This is a genomic window from Paenibacillus sp. CMAA1364 (genome assembly GCF_054373195.1).
In genome coordinates, this window is the sequence record NZ_JBITNB010000004.1 from 1 (window position 1) to 22,358 (window position 22,358).

The 22,358-nt window shown below is 42.1% G+C and carries 16 protein-coding genes; 4 read left to right on the forward strand and 12 right to left on the reverse strand.

Going from position 1 to position 22,358, the window contains the following annotated elements; translation table 11 throughout:
• On the forward strand, positions 1–276 hold a 276-nt coding region (locus ACH8E3_RS04595), incomplete at its 5' end, for a hypothetical protein (RefSeq protein ID WP_458631436.1).
• Between the two features lie 501 nt (positions 277–777).
• A complete protein-coding gene (locus ACH8E3_RS04600) occupies positions 778–933 on the forward strand; it encodes a hypothetical protein (protein WP_458631437.1) in 156 nt (51 codons plus the stop codon).
• A gap of 322 nt (positions 934–1,255) precedes the next feature.
• On the opposite strand, the gene ligA is transcribed toward ACH8E3_RS04600, so the two are convergent.
• The 8 genes from ligA to ACH8E3_RS04640 form a co-directional block, all read right to left on the reverse strand.
• The gene (gene ligA / locus ACH8E3_RS04605; RefSeq protein WP_458631438.1) at positions 1,256–3,274 is read right to left on the reverse strand and encodes an NAD-dependent DNA ligase LigA; all 2,019 of its coding nucleotides are present in this window, start codon (positions 3,272–3,274) and stop codon (positions 1,256–1,258) included.
• Between the two features lie 66 nt (positions 3,275–3,340).
• Positions 3,341–5,656, reverse strand: a complete 2,316-nt coding sequence (gene pcrA / locus ACH8E3_RS04610) for a DNA helicase PcrA (RefSeq protein ID WP_458631439.1) — start codon at positions 5,654–5,656, stop codon at positions 3,341–3,343.
• Positions 5,657–5,682: 26 nt separating this feature from the next.
• On the reverse strand, positions 5,683–6,372 hold the full coding sequence (gene pcrB, locus ACH8E3_RS04615; protein WP_458631590.1) for a heptaprenylglyceryl phosphate synthase: 690 nt from the start codon (positions 6,370–6,372) through the stop codon (positions 5,683–5,685).
• Between the two features lie 213 nt (positions 6,373–6,585).
• Entirely contained in the window at positions 6,586–7,044 is a 459-nt protein-coding gene (locus tag ACH8E3_RS04620; RefSeq protein WP_458631440.1) for a YhcH/YjgK/YiaL family protein, read from the reverse strand.
• 92 nt (positions 7,045–7,136) lie between these two features.
• A complete protein-coding gene (locus tag ACH8E3_RS04625) occupies positions 7,137–8,423 on the reverse strand; it encodes an alpha-L-fucosidase (protein WP_458631441.1) in 1,287 nt (428 codons plus the stop codon).
• Positions 8,424–8,458: 35 nt separating this feature from the next.
• On the reverse strand, positions 8,459–9,487 hold the full coding sequence (locus ACH8E3_RS04630; RefSeq protein ID WP_458631442.1) for a glycoside hydrolase family 18 protein: 1,029 nt from the start codon (positions 9,485–9,487) through the stop codon (positions 8,459–8,461).
• A 19-nt stretch (positions 9,488–9,506) separates the two neighbouring features.
• Positions 9,507–12,131, reverse strand: coding sequence for a transglutaminase-like domain-containing protein (locus ACH8E3_RS04635; RefSeq protein ID WP_458631443.1), 2,625 nt, complete (start codon positions 12,129–12,131; stop codon positions 9,507–9,509).
• A gap of 6 nt (positions 12,132–12,137) precedes the next feature.
• Positions 12,138–13,160 (reverse strand): carbohydrate-binding family 9-like protein, encoded by a 1,023-nt coding sequence (locus tag ACH8E3_RS04640; protein ID WP_458631444.1) that lies wholly within the window; start codon positions 13,158–13,160, stop codon positions 12,138–12,140.
• A 129-nt stretch (positions 13,161–13,289) separates the two neighbouring features.
• Here ACH8E3_RS04640 and ACH8E3_RS04645 point away from each other — a divergent pair, with 129 nt between their 5' ends.
• A complete protein-coding gene (locus tag ACH8E3_RS04645; protein ID WP_458631445.1) occupies positions 13,290–15,590 on the forward strand; it encodes a helix-turn-helix domain-containing protein in 2,301 nt (766 codons plus the stop codon).
• 56 nt (positions 15,591–15,646) lie between these two features.
• On the opposite strand, the gene ACH8E3_RS04650 is transcribed toward ACH8E3_RS04645, so the two are convergent.
• The 4 genes from ACH8E3_RS04650 to ACH8E3_RS04665 all read right to left on the reverse strand — a co-directional run bounded on the left by ACH8E3_RS04650 (position 15,647) and on the right by ACH8E3_RS04665 (position 20,514).
• The gene (locus ACH8E3_RS04650) at positions 15,647–17,248 is read right to left on the reverse strand and encodes a type 2 periplasmic-binding domain-containing protein (protein ID WP_458631446.1); all 1,602 of its coding nucleotides are present in this window, start codon (positions 17,246–17,248) and stop codon (positions 15,647–15,649) included.
• Between the two features lie 46 nt (positions 17,249–17,294).
• On the reverse strand, positions 17,295–18,203 hold the full coding sequence (locus ACH8E3_RS04655; RefSeq protein ID WP_458631447.1) for a carbohydrate ABC transporter permease: 909 nt from the start codon (positions 18,201–18,203) through the stop codon (positions 17,295–17,297).
• A gap of 15 nt (positions 18,204–18,218) precedes the next feature.
• Entirely contained in the window at positions 18,219–19,139 is a 921-nt protein-coding gene (locus ACH8E3_RS04660) for an ABC transporter permease (RefSeq protein WP_458631591.1), read from the reverse strand.
• A 481-nt stretch (positions 19,140–19,620) separates the two neighbouring features.
• Complete coding sequence (locus tag ACH8E3_RS04665) at positions 19,621–20,514, reverse strand: phosphatidylinositol-specific phospholipase C/glycerophosphodiester phosphodiesterase family protein (RefSeq protein ID WP_458631448.1); 894 nt, start codon at positions 20,512–20,514, stop codon at positions 19,621–19,623.
• 229 nt (positions 20,515–20,743) lie between these two features.
• Here ACH8E3_RS04665 and ACH8E3_RS04670 point away from each other — a divergent pair, with 229 nt between their 5' ends.
• Complete coding sequence (locus ACH8E3_RS04670; RefSeq protein WP_458631449.1) at positions 20,744–21,874, forward strand: Fic family protein; 1,131 nt, start codon at positions 20,744–20,746, stop codon at positions 21,872–21,874.
• The last annotated feature ends 484 nt before the right edge of the window (positions 21,875–22,358 follow it).

Genomic DNA, 22,358 nt, shown 5'->3' on the forward strand with positions numbered 1-22,358 from the left:
TGTATTAGGCACGCCGCCAGCGTTCGTCCTGAGCCAGGATCAAACTCTCCAATAAAGATCAAACAAAATTTGATCGACCGTCATATTATTGGTCCATCTCCTTGCGGAGCGGATAATAATATGACGAATAATGAAAAGAGCGATTCGCTCATTTTGAAACAAACTGACAAGAACATAAATGTTCTTTTTAAAAATTTCACATCATCCATTTGTTCAGTTTTCAAGGAACTTATTAATGTTTGCTGTCAAACAATGTCGTTTGCGGCAGAACATTAGTTTATCATGTTATCACTATCAATGTCAACTCTTTTTTAATCTTCTTTTGTTTAATGCTAAGTTGATTGGTTAATCAATTACTTGAAGCGACAGGTGATAATATATCATGCCATTCGACAAGATGCAAGTTTTTTTCACAATTTCTTTTGCAGTTATAAGTTAGTTGCTTTTCCAACATACTCAATCTAAGTTGAATTAAATCCTCTTTCATTACAAGAAGGTTATCAAGTAGCTCCATTCTATTACATACGATCATCCTTTAGTTGCACAAACTACATCTATTCTTATTCGCATACTTCTACTATCTTTTTTAGTTGCAAATAGTACATCTAGATTAGTGGTGAATGCCAGTTTCATTGCTTTTGCTACTTATTAGATGTTCTTTCTGCAACTATTTCCGCTAATCTACCTATTTCAGCAGATATAAGTGACCTTTATGCAACTATCCAAGAGGTGCGGGTGCGGGTGCGGGTGCGGGTGCGGGTGCGGGTGCGGGTGCGGGTGCGGGTACGGGTGGGGGCTGGTGTTGGGGCTGGTGTTGGGGCTGGTGTTGGGGCTGGTGCTGGTGCTGTTGCTGTTGCTGGTGTTGGGGCTGGTGTTGGGGCTGGTGCTGGTGCGATTGGTGCGGGTAGTATTGTAGGTTACTACCCGTTCTAATGGACCTTTTAATTCTTCACTCTCGGTTTGCTGAACCATCTAACTCTATTGATGTGATGCTGCTTACTTCTGCTACTTCTAGTATGTCTCATGGCGATACTTCTGCTCTGTCTCATGCTGTTATTACTGTTGCGCCTATTAGCTAGCCTCACCGGAGTCACCAGAACTATTGCCACTTGTGTCTCATGTCGCTACTTTACTTCTAGCGCGTCTCATAGTGCTAGCGGTGATTCAATGTGGACACTCCCTATCCTTAACCAAAAAAGGACCTAGACCAAGGTCCAGACCCTTCCCCACTTGTTAGAGTAGAAGTTAGAATGTTTTATTCATCTAATCCAAGCAATCGGATAAATTCATCTTCGTCTTCAATAACTTGAATGCCAAGGTTCTGAGCTTTAGCAAGTTTACTGCCTGCTTTCTCGCCTGCAACGACAAGGTGGGTCTTGGTAGACACACTTCCTGTTACTTTAGCACCTAGCGCCTCCAACCGTTCTGCGGCTTCATCACGAGTCAACTTATGGAGCGTGCCTGTCAAGACAACTGTCTTCCCATTAAAGAAGGAGTCTGTAATTACGACTTGCACTTGTTCAGGCGCTTTCGCTTGTACACCTAATGCCAACATCCGATCAATGCCCCCTCGCATACGTGGATCGGCGAAGAAGTTCACGATACTCTCAGCGACGATTGCCCCAACATCAGGCAGAATCACTAGCTGGTCTACGGTTGCATCCATGACAAGCGTTAGATCTCTGTAATGTTCTGCTAACATTCGTGTCGTGGCTTTACCCGTGTTCGGAATACCTAAGGCGAATAGGAATGACGCAAGATCACGCCCTTTGCTCTTCTCCAACGCTTGCAAAAGATTATTCGCCTTCTTGTCCCCAAAACGCTCTAGGTTCACTAAATCCTCATATGCTAACGTGTACAGATCAGCCGGCTCCCGCACACCAAGCTCACTATATAGTAGTTCTGCTGTCATTACACTGAATGTATCAATATCCATTGCATCGCGAGATGCGAAATGAGTGATACGGCCAATCAACTGTGGTTTACAGTTGAGACGATTGTTACAGAAGAGATGTGCACCTTTTTGCTCTAGAGGGAACTCACAGGATGGGCAATAGGTAGGGAACACGATCTCTTCTCCGTCATTCTCTTCGGTCACTTTACCAAGGATCTCAGGGATGACATCATTTGATCGACGAATAAATACTCTAGCCCCTAAAGCATACTTCAAGTTCTTCCGTTCAATATCGCCGATATTGTTCAACGTACAGTTCTGAACCGTAACTCCAGCAAGCTCAACCGCTTCTACCCGCGCGACAGGTGTTATTTTACCCGTACGACCGACTTCCCATGACACTGATTCCAATATTGTCGTCGTCTCTTCCGCTTCGAACTTATAGGCTACAGCCCAACGTGGGAACTTATCCGTGTATCCTAATACTTCTCTTGTGCGCATATCTACAATTTTAATGACGGCCCCATCAATCAGGTAATCAAGAGAAGAACGGCGTTCCACTATTCTCGCTAACTCCTGTGTGACATCATCAAAATCATCGAAATAAGCGATAAACGGATTCACTTTGAATTGATTATCTTTTAGGAAACCCATCATTTCTCGATGATCCTTAAATTCAATAGCATCGCTATAACCTATATTATAGAAGAAAGCACTTAGCCGACGTTGCGCTGTTGCCATAGGATTCAAGTTCCGAAGCGCACCTGCTGCTGCATTACGCGCATTCTTCAGTGGCTCAGCCGCTTGCAAGTTATATTGACTCAAGACGGATAGATTCATTATGCCTTCCCCTTGCACTTCAATCGTACCTTCTGTGTAAGGAATCGTCAGAGGAACGGACTTGATTGTCTTCACTTGTGCAAGAATTCCTTCACCCGTTACTCCATTCCCTCTAGTCGCTGCCTGTACTAACTTGCCATTCGTATACGTCAAATTGAGCGTTAATCCATCGAACTTCAGCTCCACGGCGTAACACAACTCCGGTAATGCATCATCGGGATGATTCTTGTTATATTCAGTTACTAGCTTCATAGCTCGATTATGCCAATTGCGAAGTTGCTCGATATTCTGCGCCTTATCCAGACTCCAGAGCGAAGCCAAATGGCGATGTGGGGCGAACCCTTCAAGTAATTGCGCACCGACTCTTTGCGTTGGTGAATCCGGATGTGTGATACCTGTATCCTTCTCAAGTTGAACCAACTGATCATATAAAGCATCATATTCCTTGTCACTTATGAGAGGTGTGTCCATCGTGTAATAATGATAATTATGCTGGTTAATCTCGGCTACGAGCAGATCCATAGGTTGAAGCGAATCCATAACAGCGTATCTCCCCTTCAATATATACTTCGTCATGACAAGATCAAAGTGCAATTTATATTATGTCTATCCCTCGACTTTGGTAATGGGTGCGAATCCTGCTAGTAACCGTTTGACACCCACAGGTGCTGGAAAAGCAATCTGTAGTTCCGTGTCATTCCCTGTGCCCTTCACAGCGACAACCGTTCCAATTCCCCATTTGCCATGGGATACTTTCTCGCCTGCTTTTAGCAAGGACAGATCGGATGAAGTACCCGCTTCTGCATTAGCTTTCATGGATGTTGTTACCGTTACACGATTCTCAGCTTTGGCGGTAGATCCACTAAGAGATGAGTTGGACGACGTTGATCGACCGAAGTTACTTCCTCCGCTACGCCCACCATAAGCACCACCACTGCTACCACCACGCTGATAGCGATCACGAGCCATGACTGTATCTTCTTTTAACTCATCTGGAATCTCATCTAGGAATCGAGAAGGCTGATTCGCCGTCGTTCGTCCGAACAACGTTCGTATCTGTGCACAAGACAGGAATAATTGCTTCTCCGCACGTGTAATACCAACATAGGCCAGACGACGCTCTTCTTCCAATTCTTCATTATCACTAAATGCACGGCTGTGTGGGAACACGCCCTCTTCCATTCCTACAATGAATACCACTGGATACTCCAGACCCTTAGCGCTATGCATCGTCATGAGCGTAACCGTGTTAACATCCTTCTCTTCCTCTGGATCGTCATTCATCGTATCAATGTCTGCAATTAGCGCTAGATCCGTTAGAAAGGCGACCAAAGATCTCTCTTCATTATTCTTCTCGAATTCCATCGTTACAGACAAGAACTCCTCAATATTCTCTAGACGAGAACGTGATTCAAGCGTTTTCTCCTTGTCCAATTCCTCACGGTACAGGGACATTTCTAGAATTTTCTCCGTTAACTCGGTCACAGAAGACTCTTCCACCATCCGATGTAAGTACGCGATCATATCATAGAAGTTAACAAGTGCATCACGAGTTCGTCCCGCGAATCCAAGATCATCTACGAATTGCAACACTCGGAAAATAGAGCTCCCCCGCTCCGAGGCTGCCGCCGCTAACTTCGCAACCGTTGTGTCACCAATGGCTCTCTTTGGCACATTAATAATTCTCGTCAAACTGATATCATCATCGGGATTGGATAATAATTTCAAATATCCGAGTAAGTCTTTGATTTCTTTGCGATCATAGAACTTGATGCCGCCTACAATCTGATATGGGATATCTGATTTGATCAGTATTTCCTCTATCACACGGGACTGAGCATTCGTACGATATAGAATGGCATGATTCTGATAGGATTGGCCGGATTTCACATTCTTAGTAATCTCTGAGGCAACGAAATATCCTTCATCATGTTCCGAATTCGCACGATAGACTTTGATCTTGGCACCTTCCCCTTGATCCGTCCATAACTTCTTTGGTTTGCGTCCTGTATTCAGATTAATAACTTCATTCGCAGCATCTAGAATATTCGATGTGGATCGATAGTTCTGCTCTAGGTATATCGTCTGCGCTTCAGGATAGTCTTTTTCAAAATTAAGAATATTCGTAATATCCGCTCCACGCCAGCGGTAGATAGATTGATCGCTATCGCCAACAACACAAATACGGTGATGCCCCTCAGCTAACATGCGACATACCATATACTGTGCGCGGTTCGTATCCTGATATTCATCAACGTGAATGTATTGGAATTTCTTTTGGTAGAAATCAAGAACTTCCGGTACTTCTCTAAATAATTCAATGGTCTTCATGATCAGGTCATCGAAATCTAGTGAGTTATTGTTCTTGAGTCGTCTTTGGTACATCTTATATATTTTGGCTGCAAGTTCCTCCATATAATCCGTTGCTTTCTGTTCGAATTGATCAGGTAACAGCAGCTCATTCTTAGCAGCACTAATAATAGCCTGAATGGCCTTAGGTTCAAATTTCTTCGTATCGATATTAAGTTCCTTCATACAATTGCGGATAACGGATAGTTGATCGGTCGAATCCAGAATGGAAAAGCTCGAGCCGAATCCAATTCTCTCAATATCTTTACGCAATATACGCACGCACATGGAGTGGAAGGTAGATACCCAAATGTCTCGACCTTCTCTTCCAACAAGCTTTGATACCCGGTCTTGCATTTCACGTGCTGCTTTGTTCGTAAAGGTTATCGCTAGAATCGCCCAAGGTGGCGCTTTACGAGTGGAAATTAGATAGGCGATCCGGTGTGTCAGCACCCGTGTCTTCCCGCTCCCCGCACCTGCCATGATTAAAAGGGGCTTGTCTGTCGCTTCAACGGCCTTTTGTTGCGGTGGATTCAGTTTCTTAATCGCTTCAAATATATCAATAGGTTGCATGCGGGCATGCTCCTTTCGAGAGTGAGTTATATTGATGGTTTGTTCACGGCCTTCACCGTCTGTAATGCTAGCGCTAGATCGTCATAAATAATATTGCCGACCACAATCGTATCACTTACCGCTGCGGCTTGTGTGGCTGTGTGAATATCCTTTATGCCACCGCCATATATGAGATGAGCTCCTGTCATTTCCTGTTGCACAGCCCTCACAACATCCATGTCTCCGAACATGCCGCTGTATTCTAAATAGACGATCGGCAAGGACATTAGCTTGTCTGCCACTTGGGCGTAAGCGACGATGCTGGATTGATCGAGATTGGTATCCGCTAATGTCAATTGCGCCACCGTCGAATCAGGATTGAGCACAATATAACCTTCGCTCACGAGCAGATCCCACGGAATCAAATAACCAAAACGATCAATCGCTTGTTGCTGATGCCCTACGATCCAAGCAGGATCGGAACTATTAAGCACCATGGGAATCAGATACAGATCGAATCCTGGGACAATAGCTTCCATATGGGATACCTCTTGCACACATGGCAATTCATAACGTCTTATCCGCGACATCAGATCTACAGTATTCTCATAAGTCACCCCAGATGATCCTCCAACCATTATAGCATCCGTACCTGACATACATATTGCATCTAGACTATCTGCATCGAGCTTGCGATCAGGATCTAACTTAAATACATGTCTCCAAGATTTCATCATTTGCTTCAACGTCCATACCTCCACGGATCATCTTAATACCCTGAATCTAGTCTAAGTTAGCGAAGGGGTGGTGTCAATCTGTTCGCCTTGAATAGGAACGCAATATAAATATGTATGATTTCGACAATATAAATATGTATGATTTCGACAATATAAATAATCCGCGGTTGGACACGTTATCTTACATGTCCAACCGCGGATTACAGTTCAAATCTAATTCTTTTCTTCTAATAATACTTTCACAACTACTTTCTTTACCTTCAAAGGCTTATCCATCATAAGCAATGGCATATGGGCATCTTCAGGTGTAACGATGCAGAATGCACCTTCATGTAGCTTGAATATATCTCCCGTACCTTCGTAGAACATAATATCCTGTTCTTCGTCTTCCTCTACCCTATGCATATTCCCTATATTGGCATAGCCCATACACTCTTTGCCTGTGACCATATATTGAATATCTGTGTACTTGTGATGAGACTCAAAGCGGCATTCATGCAGCGGTAGCGTCTCATATTCTTTTACCATGGCAAATACATTAGATCCTTCGATCTCATAATGTCCTGGAACGAGGGAATGGAAGTCCGTCTCCATTAAGTATTTCAGACCTATGGCCATTCGCGGATGGATGCCTGTGTATAGCTTCGCATTGGACAATCGATCAATAATCATATATACCTCCTGCAACATAAATCTCGTCGATGCTTGAAATTATACAATAATAATCTGATGAAGACTAGGGTATGCAACGTCTTAGATGCTTGTTAGTTATGCGTTACTACAGCACCTGAGCCGCCATACATTTCTAGCTCACCTTCAAGCTCAAGCTTGAGAACCGTTACATGCTTATGTGTATCTTCTGGTGTCATATTAATCCATGTCGTCCCCGGAATATTGAACCAAGGTACACCGCCATGAATGTCATGCGTCAGTTCTTTGCCAGAATGCAGTACCGTGATCTTATTGATCTTATTACATAGTCCTTTGAGACATACAGACTCATTGGGAATATCATATACGAAAAGATACAGCGTCAACTTATCACTTGAGATCGTGCTACCTCCTAAGAAGTATCGTGGCATAATGCCTTCTTCTGTACCAAATACAGCTTCTTCATGTGCTCCAATCCACACGCCAAGACCTAGCAGAATCGCTTCTTGTCTAGGATCTATCGTACCGTCTTCCTTAGGACCAATATTGAGCAACATATTCCCACCTAAGGTGATGCAGTCACAGAACATTCGGATGATCTGATCCAATGATTTGTATTTGGTATCTGTTGGCACATACCCCCAAGAACTATTGATCGTTGTACAGAATTCCCATGGACCCTCAGGTCGTGTAATCGGAATACCCTGCTCCGGTGTCTTGTAATCGCCATGGCCTTGTAGACGGGAGTTGATAATAATATCTGGATTAAAGGATTGAAGATATTGTTTGAATTCAGGTAGATTCCACTGGGCTGCACTTCTCTCCCAATCTCCATCGAACCATAAGAGATCAACCTTACCATAATTCGTTAATAATTCTTCTAATTGATGATTATTAAAGCTTAAGAATTGTTTCCATTTCTCTTCATCTTGGATCCCGTCTGTAGGCTCCGAGAATTTATTAACTTTACTTAGGTCCTCTGGAACAACACCATCTTGATAGACGCTTGGATAATCTGGATGCGACCAGTCGATCAGGGAGTAGTACAATCCGAGATGAATCCCCTTTTTCGTGATGGCATCTGCGTACTCTTGTACTATATCTCGCTTAACAGGTGTCTTCTTCACCACATTCAAATCACTGTATTTCGTATCCCATAGCGCTACACCATCATGATGTTTGGATGTAAGGATTGCGTATTTGGCACCAGACTTCTCTATAAGATCAGCCCATTTGTCCGCATCGAACTTCGAGGCTGTGAAGCCATCTAATTGTTTCATATAATCCTCATGAGAGATTTGTCCATTGAAGAACGACCATGATTCCGCAATCCCATTCACAGCATAAATACCATAGTGAATAAAGATACCTAATTTCGCGTTTTCAAACCAAGTCTGCATGCTATCATCCACTCCCTTGTTATCCGGATAAATCCTTATTCACTTAATCCTTTGTACATCGCATCTAACAAACGGTGTGTCTCATCGCAACCGTACTCCCAGAACATCGCACCAGCCAATCTATGGTCCAGTACATATTTACACTTATGTTGAATGGACTCTTCGTCCTCGTAGGAGATAAACGTACTTCCATCGAATAGATAAGGGGATTTCGCTTCATCATCCCAATGACGGGTATACCCATTCTTGTTAATGTAATTCGCATCAAGTTCTGTGTAGTCTGGTCCATACCCTCCAGTAGTTCCAGCCATCTGATGAAGACCATGATTGATGTCAGGAACTTGTTGCCATTTACGAGAATAGAAAGCCACACCGATCACGATCTTCTCTCTAGGAACACCTGCCCGCATAAAAATATTCACGGACGCCTCTGTGCTAATTCGGAACAAGTCACCTGTTGGTGTATGAAGATTCGTATGGTGCCCTGTCAACGTCTGGAATCCTCCGCGCATATCGTATGTCATTAACTGAATGAAATCTAAATATTGCTGGACTTGATCCATCTCCGTTCCGTCAACGTAATACTGATCCGCTCCCGCAGCGATGGTAAGTAAATAATGTCGTCCATCTTGCGTCCCTTTACGATCTAATGCCTCTCTCATCTTTCTTAAGAGTAGCGTAAAGTTCTGTTTGTCGTCAGGACTAGCTCCTATTCCCGCTTCTCCATAACAAGGATATTCCCAATCCAGATCGATGCCATCGAATGGATATTCATTCAATGCACGAAGTGCTGAGTTCGCCATTGCGTTCCTTCCAAAATCGGTTGATGCCGCTTCTGAGAATCCTCCTGCGCTCCATCCTCCAACGGACAATATAATATTGAGTTCAGGATGTCCATGCTTGATCTGTTGAAGGACTTCCATATGTTGCATGTGATCCGTACGAATCTCATGATTATGAACATGACCGAATGCTACGTTCAAGTGCGTTAATTTCTTCAAGTCCTCCTGCGTTAGATCAGGAAGCTTAGCATCCACTACATAACCAGCTACAATATTCTTCATCAGTCCCACTCTCCTATTTCTATTTATATAATTGCTGAACACTGGTGATGACTTGTAACGCTTCTCTACCGCTTCCAACTTTATAACCTGACACGGTATATCGAATACGATCTTGTTCATCCAATACGTAGACATGAGGGAAGCCTTCTTCCTTCTCACCATGCTGTGACACAATGCCTTGAAGCGTGTCATACACCGAGTCTCGAACGAACACGCAGCCAGCTGGTAGACCATCATAAGTGGTTGGATCAAATGATGCAGTCCATTGGTCATCTCCTACGATAAGAATAATAGGGACGTTGATCTGCGAGAACGGTTCAGCAAGCTCACGAAGTTCGCGAATTAGATGCTTAGACGGCTCCCGCTCCGGTTCGATCCAAGCGATTAACGCACCATTTGTACCTATAAGTTGTCCTAACGTCCTTTGCGTACCATCATTCAAAACGAACATACCATTGCGATCCACGGTGCCTAGCATTGGAATCTCTTCATCCACTTTACGGAATGTCAGCGTCACTTCTGTTTGTTGCCCCGGATATATTGTGAAATAAGTACACCGAATCTGAGCTGTCCCGTCTTTCAATCGCACACCTGTAATCATGCGGTAAGAACCCTGCTCAACTTCGAATACCTCTGTATATACATCCGATGTAAGATCTTTATAGAGCAATGTTGTATAAATGCCATTCTCCAATCTAGCAATGGTGAAGTTCTCCGCATAGGCGGCTACCGGTGCATCCTTCGCAGCATCTGGATCTAGCAGATAGCGCAGTGTGCCTTGATCACTCTCTCGTACAACTTGATTGATATCTCTACCTATTATTACATTCTCCCATTGACCATTCTTCATATATTGAGGCTTCTGCTCACTAGGATGTAGTCTGGCAGGAATCCCCAAGCTTCGGCAGATCGCAACAAAGGCAACATCAATGGACGTGTGATCGCCCTTCTTCAACTGGAAGGTTCCTTTTGCAGTCCCTCTTCCTTTTAATTCAGAGAAGTCATCTCTAATCTCCCAATTGTCAACCAGATATTGTACCAGTTCCGTTGGATTCGATCGGTATCTAGTCCGTTCTACCTCGGAGAATTCCTTTTGAAAGAATGCTTTGTTCGGCTCAATCTTCTCATATTGAACACGGGGACATAGAATATATGGAATAAAGATATCTATTGGAACTTCATTCTCATAGGCAAGCGATCCCATCAAATGATCATCTAACGTCTCGCGCAAAGTATCCAGCATATCCTTCTCACTCATGCTTTCTAATAGACGTAATGGCCATTCGCCATATTCAAGACTTCGCTCTTCTAGGAACGCTGTAATCTCGTGACTATTACCTCGTGCTTTACTCAGTACATCCCATACACGTTCAGAAGGTAAATTCAGTCTACGAGCAAGTTCACCAGATTGCTCTTCATTCACAAATGTCTTCTCATGGTCGCCACGAATCGCGATACCTTCTTCGAGACGTTGTTGATGTTGCTCTAACTCTTCTTCGGTGATCGGTTCAATTGCCTCGCCTTCACGTTCAGGTGGCGGTACCAGATCATAATCCTTCATCCCCAATGGCTGTTGTGTCTGATTCATAATGATCTCGATACGATCTTGAGCTTCCACGGTGATCTTCGCCTCACCCCATCGGTCTACATCAACCGCACGAACGATAAGCTCACCTAGACCTGTCTTGAAGGACACTTCTCCATGTGTATTCGTTGGTAGTACAGCAATGGGGAATAATTCCGCCATATTGTACAATTCGAAATATACCTTCGCACCTGTAACGGATTGCCTATGTTCGTCTGTCACATGAACTGTAATCGTGCGTGTTGGCGCATAATTATCGAGTAGATTAATCTCCGTGAACCATTCATGTGCCAGCGTAATATCTTCAGGACCTGGATAGTTCGCAGGAACACGCGTATTAATGAGCATCGCTCTACGGGCAGGTGGACTGAACCAGCCCTGATTGAATCTTGGCTCTGGTTCACACGCTCCGATGTATACCCATTTGCCATCCGCCCACGCTTCCACCCAAGCGTGGTTATCATCGCAGTGTGCCCAACGCGGGGTATAACATTGCCTTGCTGGAATGCCTATGCTTCGTAAAGCTGCGACGGCAAGGGTTGATTCTTCACCACATCGACCACGACCATTCTTTATCAATGTTAGTGGTGAGATTGTTCGGAAATCACTTCCGATATAAGCTGCCTTCTCATGGCACCAATAATTGGTCTCTAGAATCGCATCCCCCATCGATAAGTTCTTCGTACGATCCTCTAATGCAGCGAATAAGATTCCACGAGAATCCTCGATATTCTCGGTATTCACCCGATAAGGCAGGATGAAATGTAGAAACAGATGGTCCGGAACACGATCTCCCCATGGCATGCGCTTGCGGATTTCTAAGGTCTGGCGAACATGACTTAAGAATAATGATCCGTCATGATCAGCCATATCATTCAAAGGCATATACGCATATAAGAACTTAAGAGACCATGTCTCTTCTTGCGTCAGTTCCTCTTCAAATATCTTAAACAATTGGAGCCCTCTCGCTTGTGCAATTAACCGTTTCTCGCTGAACTTACGCTCTATACGTTCCATTGTGCTCTCATCCATGGAGAACACCGAGGATTGATTAGTCATTGGTTATTACTCCTTCCACAACTTACCGTCTTCTCTAATATATAAGGTTGCATTACCATCCGTTGATGGCGTTGATATCAAGAACATTCGGCTATTCATCTCGATCGTTGGCGTGAAGCTCCACTCTTCCTCGCCCATCAGTATCTTCAAGTCTGTCGTAAATTCGCCGTGGGATTCGAAATAATTACGCTCGCGATAATACAGTCTGCGTAGTTCCCACTTCAGACGCTCATCTAATGAAGGTTCAAAGTGTTGCGGGCCTTCTTTATCCGAGAACACGACATACCCCCATAATTCTGGATAATGCATATTAATAATTCCCATTGGTGACCATACCCAGTTGTTCTCAGGATACGGCTTCCCTGTCTGCGGATTCAGTACCTTACGGTATTCATCCTCTTTCACCTCTACCTGCCAATCGACACGGGAGAAGTTCACACGCCAGAATTCACCTGTTACCGGTGGACGACCTTCATGGGCACATTCTCGCAAGCTACTCCAAGGCATTGCAACCTCAACACTCCATTTTCTATTCGAAGCACCAGGACAATTTAACTCTCCATCAATATATACGGCTGTCTTAAGCCCTTGAATATCCCACCCATTCACTGGAGGTCCACCATCTCGGTACGGCTTAACCAACAGTAAATCCCATACCGTGTTCAATGCATTGATCTCAAACTCATAATATTGGTGTGAATCCCCATCAGGATCGATAAAAATCTCGAAATCATTATCATAGAAAATAATCGAATCCCGCTCCGTCAACGTAGCCCATATTTCTTCTTCCATTAATTCAGCTGCAAAGTAAAAGTAATCTTCATCCCATAACATCTTCACACGAGTTCGCTTCGTAGGTAACGGACGGAGATCTCCTTCGATATCTACGAAATCTTGGGTCCATTCCGCTTCATCCCAGAACGACTTATCTATGCGTCCATCCAGATGAAGTGGTTGTGTAGCTTTTCTGCAAATATAATGTTTGGGAGCATACGCTATATTTGGTTCTGGTACGCCACTAAGTGTCACATCATTTCCTCCAATCATTCATATGATTAATTACTTTAGGGTCATTCCTCGTATTTCATAGGTTTTCTTGATATCATATATGCATATAGATGCTTCATATTTATCTAGATGATGTAGGGGGCTCGATAGATGAAACCGCAATACTTCAAATCTAAATTGTTCTTAAAATACTTCTGGTCTCACTTATTCATATTGATCATCCCATTAATACTCATAACAGGATTTATCTATGAAAATGCAGTTAGCAACTTAAGGAATGAAATTCAACGTTCACATCTCAATCAATTAACGCAGACGAAGAATACTATTGATGACCGTATGAAAGAATTAAATGATATCGCTTCACGTGTATCCTTCGATGAGAGACTTACTCCTTATCGAGTTCATGATCCATATTTCAGTAGAGAAGCCATACAAGCACTTGATCAATATGGTGCAACTAGTTCGATCATTGATGAGCTATTCTTATATTTTCACAATGATGATCAGATTTACTCTTCCCAAGGAATGTCTGATCTGGAAGTATTCATGGATAGATACAATTTCCAGAATTGGACACTGAACGATCTCACACATGATCTGAATGCTGTTCAATTCCCTAAGATGCGTCCAGCTGATTCTATGAGTTACAAAGCCTTTCAACAATCGACATTGGCCTATCTTGTACCGATTAAACCAAACCATCCCAACCCACATGGAACGGTCATGTATTTCATCGAGGAAGCTAAGCTCACGGAATTGATTGATTCCATTCTCGGTAATTACAGTGGGATTTCTTACATCTTTGACGAGAACGGTCAGATTCTAGCCAATAATCATCAGGATGAATCCCTATTAAAGGAAGAGGCAGAATCCACCTTGGGCATGGGCCTAACGCCAGGAATTCATAGTCAGGATATTAATGGAAAGCCCCATTTTATCGTATCTGTTACATCTGAGTTGAATGGATGGACTTATGTGACATTAATGCCTAGCTCGCAATTCTTCAGTAGTGTATTGCATGTTCGTAGCTTCATTATCATGTTATTCATCATTATCGTACTTGTTGGTGTTGCCATAGCCATATTGTTAGCACGTATTCAGTATCAGCCCATATCCCTTCTAGCAGAATTCGCTAATTCAAATGCTAACCTTGGTACCTTAACGAATGAATCTAATGGAACTGGCAACGAACTTGAAAGAATTCGTAGCGCTCTACTTGATTTCATGTCCAAGGTTGATATACAAGAGCCCTATGCAAGAAATCACTTTCTATTCATGCTATTGAAATATGGCAACCTGCAAAGCCAATCCACAGATCATTTAGAAACATTCGATCTACGATTCAATCGAACACATCACTTCGTCATATTGTTCAGTTGGAGGGATGTGAATGCCGATCACAACGATCCAGAGGCCCGAGAGATGTTATTAAATCTTCTATCTCGGTTAGATATGCCTCAGCTTGAAGCACAAGCCTATCTTGTTGAGTTACCTCAACCTGATCAATTGGCTCTTATTGTGAGCTTCGACTTGGATGACACCACGGAAGAGTCGGAACATCTCCAGCTCGTGGTAGAGTACATTCGTAACTATATTGTGAGCCATACTCATGTCGTTCCAACGATGGGGATTGGCACCATCTATGCTAGTCCTGACCAACTTAATCAGTCTTTCATCGAAGCCTATTCGGCCTATGATTTACGATCGTCCATCGAAATGGATACGATCACCTTTTTCAAACAAATATCTTATAAACCAGACCATTCTTTCTGGATACCAGATAATGTGTTACAGAAGCTATCCCAGAGTCTGAAGCTAGGTAGCTATGATGTCGCAGAACAAATGATTCGACCAGCCATTCGTAATCTATACACAGCGGATATCTCGCCATTACTGATGCGTTGCATCTACTTTGATATTCTGAACACGATGTTGAAGACTGCGACGGAGATTGGTGTTGATAACACCATCTTAGATACGACACCACAACTCTTGTTCAACTCCTTAGATGAGTTAGAACTTAGCTATCTCAATCTGGCTTCACTGATCTGTGCTCAAGTTGAGCGAGATCAGATGAATAAAGAGCATTCTATTATCGATCAAGTCATTGGCTATATTGATACACATTATATGGATAATACACTTAGTCTTGAATCCATATCATCCGAATTCGATATCTCTCCTTCACATATTAGTCGTTCATTCAAAGAGAAGATGGACATTAACTTCATCCAATATATTTGGCAGAAGAGATTGGAACTGGTGATTCACTATTTAACAACAACCAGCGATCCATTGAAGGACATTATTATACGTGCTGGTTATCTCGACGCACCTAACTTCATCCGTAAATTCAAGAAGGAAACAGGACATACACCAGGTCAATACCGTAAGCTTTACTCTGAGAATAAACTTAGGGATTCGAATCCCAATTCTGACGATTTATAATTAGAATGCTAACCCAATCATGAATAACATGAGCGGGTTAGCATTCTTTTTTTATTTTATTTCGTGTTCCAACGATCATATGCAGCTTGATAAATCTCTACTATACGATTGCCGCCCATCTTTTCAACTTGTGCTTTATATTTGTCCCAGTTCGTAAGAGGTTCTTGACCTGTCACGAATTTCGCTTCCATCTGTTTAGCATACGTATCTAGATCAGAACGTAGAGCCGACACTTCGGATTGCTCTTCATTTGTCAAAAAAACACTTGGAAATGGAGATTTGGCGAACGGGATCAATTTCTCTTCATTTTGCTCTTCAAGCCATGAATCGAAATCACTTTTCAATCCGTTATAAAGATCAGATCTGTTCATACCTGGGGGTACGATACCGTTATTCGGTGTAAGTGTTCCACGGAACTCATCACGCTCGACACCACCTGGAACGGGAAGCCATTCTTTCACACGATTTTCTTTGTCCGTGTATTTCCAAAGGACATTCTCAGGTCCTTGACCGAATAGCGATGCTCCATCGTAACTATATTGGTGATCCGCCCAACGCATGGATGCTTCTGGCGCAGGGTTACTACTAGTGATTGCATAGGTACCATTCGTAGATAGACCCGGGTGTTTACCATAGACAGGAGAATCAGCGATCTCACTCTTCACGAGCGTCATCATTGGATGATCACTGTTAGGCTCTCCACCCATGGTGAAGCTTGGGAACCAGTCATTGAACAAAGCAAGTTGCTTGTTCGCTCCCTTAGCTTTCTTCTGATCATTCGTTTGAGAGAATGTCTCGTGATCTAGCAACTTCTCATTCCATAAGCGATTCATGAATGTAAGATAACCTTTATAGCCTTCTTCCATAAATGGATAGTGAACCACATCTTCCTTATCTACATAGATGTCCTCACTATACAACCCCCAGAATCCGAAGAAGTACATGCGCAGATCGTCAAGCTTAACGGATGATAGTGGAATCTCATCTTGCTTCCCGTTACCGTTCGGATCCTCTTCCTTCACTCGCTTCAGATACGTGTACAATTCTTCGGTTGTCTTAGGCTCTTCTACACCTAACTTCTTAAGGAACTCTCCGTTATACCACATTGGTCCACGGTACCAGACCGCAGATAAATCGATATTTGGCAATGCGTAAATATGACCATCTGGCGTTGTAATTGACTTGCGAATATCTGGATTCTCGTCGAGAATCTTCTTGAGGTTAGGAGCGTAATCTTCAATTAGACCATCCAGTGGTACTAATACACCTTGCGTTCCGTATGTTACTTGTTCAGCAGGCTTAAGATCTGCAGCATAGAATATATCAGGTAGCTCGGAACTAGCAAATACAAGATTCTTCTTCGTTAAGAAACTGTCTGGTGTTGCGTTGTTATATTCCATCTTAATCCCTGTTAACTTTTCCATCTCTTGAAGTACAGGCATTTCGTTCCAATCTTGAATACCTAAATCCTGTGACATCATCTTCAATGTAAGTGGTTCACTAACGATCGGGAAGCCTTCTTTGGCTACACCTTCAGCTGATTTGGAAGGACCTTGTGCTTCCGGTGCTGTATTATTATTGGAACTACAAGCCGATAACACGGACAACGAAAGTGTAAGACTCAACAGAATAGCCGATGCTTTACGAATCTTTTTCATGATTACATACTCCCCTTTTCTTTTACATCATATTATATGGATAAGATCAGCCCTTCACGGACCCAATCATGACCCCTTGCACAAAATAGCGTTGTAAGAATGGATAAACGGCAATGATCGGTAACGTAGCTACGATGATGACTGCGTATTTCACTAGTGCAGCGACTTCTGCCTTGTTATTAAGGGCCAATGCTGTTGTTGCATCCATGGAACCCCCTGGTTGTGCCGACATTTCCTGTAGAACTAGAATCTGACGCAATATTAACTGTAATGGGAATTTATCCTGATCATTCAGATATATAAGTGCTGAGAAATAACTGTTCCAGTTCCCTACACCGTAGAACAATCCCATAACAGCAATGATGGGCATAGAGAGCGGTAAGACAATTTTGAAAAATAAACGGATATTCGTACATCCATCGATCTGAGCCGCTTCTTGCAGTTCAGTTGGTATCGTGGATTGGAAAAAAGTTCGAGATACAATGATATTCCAGATCGAAGCCGCTGAAGGAATCACTAGCGCCCACATCGTATCGATCATACCAAGATTCTTAATCAGTAGATAACTAGGTACAAGACCTCCACCAAAGAACATCGTGACCATGAACATACCCATGAAGAAATTACGTCCAACGAAGTCCTTACGACTCAATGCGTATGCAGCAGGTAGTGTCACAATGAGGTTAATCAACGTTCCTACCACCGTATAGATAATGGTGTTCCCGTATCCTCTCCATATATCCGCATTCTCAAATACTCTGCGGTAACCATCGAACGTAATTCCTTTAGGAAATAACCACATCGCTCCCGAACTAACTAGCTTCGGATCACTGATGGAAGCACTGATCATATAAATAACTGGATAGGCGACAATAACAAAAGCAATAAATACATAGATATAGTTAAATATTACAAAAGCCTTGTCTCGCCCAGTATCCTTAGATGCTGTAACCATGAGAACCCACCCCCTTTACCATAAACTATTCTCATTCGTACGACGTACAAACTGGTTAACCGTGACCAATAGTATTGCATTAATAACTGAGTTGAACAGTCCAATGGCTGTAGAGAAACTATATTGTGCATCCACTAGACCTGAACGATATACAAATGTCGAGATGACGTCTGAAGATCCAATGTTCAGCGAGTTCTGCAATAGTAGTATTTTCTCAAATCCAACACCCAGTAGGTTACCAACCGTCAGAATCAATAGAATCGTCATCGTCGGTACAATGGTTGGAATGTTAATATGCTTAATACGTTGAAAACGGGTTGCTCCATCAATGATGGCTGCTTCATGCTGTTGTGGGTCTACACCCGATAATGCTGCTAAGTAAATGATGGTACCCCAACCTGCACTTTGCCACACGCCCGATAATACATACATCGTCTTAAACCATTTCGGGTCTGTTAAGAATTGTGGTGCGTTGAAGCCAAGCCATTCAATAATATGGATAACGATACCTGTTGTTGGGCTTAAGAAGGTGATGATCATCCCCCCCATTACAACGACAGATATAAAGTGTGGAGCATAGGTTACGGTCTGAACCGTCTTCTTGAATGCACCATTCTTCAATTCATTAAAGGCTAAAGCTAGTATGATCGGAATTGGAAAACCAACGAGCAATTCATATAGGCTAATACTTAATGTGTTCCAAAGCAAATCCCAAAAGTAGTAGGAGTTGAAGAAACGAACAAAATGATCGAATCCAACCCACGGGCTACCCATAATACCTTTAGTAGGAATAAAGTTCTTAAATGCAATTTGTATACCGTACATCGGTCCGTAACTAAATATAAGGAAGTATAAGAATGCAGGTGCTATGAAAATATACAACTCCCAATTCTGTCTCATCATCTTCCAGACATTTCGTTTCCCCTTCACATCCATAGCGGCCTTGTTCGATAAGGTAGTACTTGTATCCTTCAAAAAGTATCACTCCTTCCTGATTCAGTTATTGTTTATGTTGTCAGCGCTTACACATACAATAGCTAACTCAGGTCCACTTCGTAAATATGTCAATTAAAACATGAAAAAACCGCATAAGGGCGGGCTTTGGTGACGCTTACCGAAAGCGCATACATAAATAACATGTGTCATTCTTGCTCCGTTGTTAATGAATTGTGCAATACGCAAGATCTACCTATCCGATAAATGTGATAAGCCAGGCGTTAGTTCAGAAGTTTCTTCGAGGGAATCAATAACAACATGTCATAACACAAAAAGAACGTCCATAAGGACGTTCTGAGATACGTTTACCCACAATTATTTCAAGTTGCAACTGTGCAATGAGTACCTTTTTATATATAACAATACTCGTTCCTGAATAATCTGTGGGAATACAGTTATTTAAATAGGCTATCACTATACTTTATCTCGACCCTAATACAAACCATCTTTTCTGGTTCTTCGAATCCAATACCATTCTAGTGATATCATCGGTATAGAATCCATCAATGCCCATCTTTTCATACTTGTTCATCAATGCTACATCATTAATCGTATGAACATAAGTCAACACACCCGCATTATTGAGATTGTTAACAAAATTAGTCTTCACTCGATGCTCTGGCATCGTCACTGCAGCAATATGATTTCGTTGAACGAAATCAATCACCTCTTCATCCGTATCCTTTGAAGCATATAATGTATAAATAATAACGGGAAAGTCATATGTACTCATCACCATTGGCAACATCTGCTGGTTATAGATTTGTGGAACAATACGATTTAACAGATTCGGATTACGCTCTCTTGCTTCGCTAACCATTAGATTGAATATTTTGGCTTGATCTTCAACCTTTGTATCCGTCACAATATATATATCTGGATAATCTTCAAGGAGATTAAGAATATCTCCCCAATCCAGTGGTGTTAACTTCCCTAGAATGGGGCTTTCCTTAAATTCCTTCGATGTTAACTGAACCGCCTGTCGATCTTCTGGAAGCTTATCTTCCTGTTGAAGTGTCTTAGTCATATCTTGAGACCATTCATGTCGAGCCACCACTTGTCCATCTTTTGATAACAGTAGGTCAACCTCAAATACTCGGTTGCCTTGCTCATAATTGGCAATGAAAGCTTCATAAGAGTTCGTATACGGTTGATTATAGATCCCCCCCATCGCATGGGAGATCAATGTGTAATCTGCGAAGTTATCCTCAGATTCCACACTATTATTCATGGTGTTATTGGAGAGTTTCAATGTAAACATAACGAGCACGGTGGTCGTTACGATGAGTAAAAGTACGGCTATGATTTTTTTCAATGTGACCACCTCCAATAGTATAAAGACACTCCTTAATGATATTAACCTCATTGTTTGAAATTGACCCTTTTCGATTTATTATTGATGGACTGCCTTATTTTATAGTTCGTAAATTTAGATTTCTGATGTTATATATGTAAAATAACGTATTTAAGATCGCCTGTTGTATATTTCGCTCCCTAAGTGGTAATATCATGTATATAAAGCAATATATATTGGAGGAGATCATATGGCAGCGGTTAAAGGGATTAAGAAATTACCAGCTGTAGTACCACAAGCAGATGTCTATGATATGTTGATGAAATTATCGGGTGTAACTGAAAAATTAGGACGTTTAGATGAGAAATTCAAAAAATCTATTTTACGTACAGATTTTATAAATACATTGGCATTAAAGGAATCCGTTCAATCTACGAGGATCGAGGGGACACAAGTTACTTTTACCGATATGGTTGAACAGGCACATAAACAGCATACAAAATCAGAACATAAAGAAGTTCAGAATTACCAGGATGCCTTAAGAATAGGTCATGAACGAATTCTCAATGGTTATCCCATCTCAACCAGACTGATTCTGGATTTACATGCTGTATTAATGGACGGAGCAAGAGGTACTAACGTATCTAAAGGAGAGTTTCGTAAGATTCAGAATTTCATCGGTCCTACAAATCGCATAGAAGACGCTGTATATATTCCTGTACCTGCCCATCAAATAGGAGAGTATATGGAGAATTGGGAGTTGTACGCGAACAGACATCCATATGGTGACAAGCTTCCTTCCCCCGAGTTGAAAGAAAGTGAAGTTGCTATTGATGAAAATGCACAAGCCTTACTCAAAGTAGCCATTTTACACGCTCAGTTCGAGTCGATTCATCCGTTTCTTGATGGTAATGGACGCTTAGGTAGGATATTAATAGCTCTATACATGGTTCAAACCCAATTGGTATCGAGCCCTATATTCTTTGTGAGTGAGGAATTAGAGAAGCAACGTGCGAGATACTATCATTTATTGAATGGTGTTAGAGGTAATCATCCGGATTGGATTAGCTGGATCAATTTCTTCATTCATGCTAGTGATCGCATGGCAGATAAACTCTCTGCACTACTAGACAGAGCTGAAGAATTAGCTGAGGAGGGTATCTCTAAGTGTGATCGTCAACTACAAAAGGATGTCTTTATTTATACTTTCAGGGAACCCAACACAACAGCTATGCAAGTATCCGTGCACTTCAAGGTAGCGGTCACTACTGCAAGAAAGGCGCTAAATGAATTAAGTGATTTAGGTTTGATATTCAAGAATAGTAGCCAATTAAGAAACATTGAGTATTTCAACTATGATGTTCTAGATTTATTGAATTAGAAGGTTAAAACGAGTAAGTGTAGGTTTAAAATGAAATTGTACCGCAAACGGGCCATATTGTGGAGTAACATAGTTATTGAGGGATAGCTAAGCGATTTCCGCTGTTCTAAAAGAAATGAGAGCCCTTATATCGTGATATCAGTATTGCTTATATTTGTAACGGAAGTGGCAACGCTTATTTTTACTTTTCAGGTTTACAATCATTAATTTCAGTCCAATAGTGTCACCCAGTTCCGTAAGAATTCTAGTTGCTTCAATATCAAGTAAATAGTGCCTTCTGCTTCCGTTAGAATTGGAACACCAACAAAAGTGGTGGAAATCATGCCATATGGCGAAATGGCATGATCATAGTACAAGAGAAGAGCTATAGAAAAGTATCAATCTTTTTAAAAAAGATGAACATTAATTCAAAAGAAAACAATCCATTTTGATCAATCTCCTTTCAAAATGGATTGTTTCTAACTGCCTAAAAGTATAGGTTTGC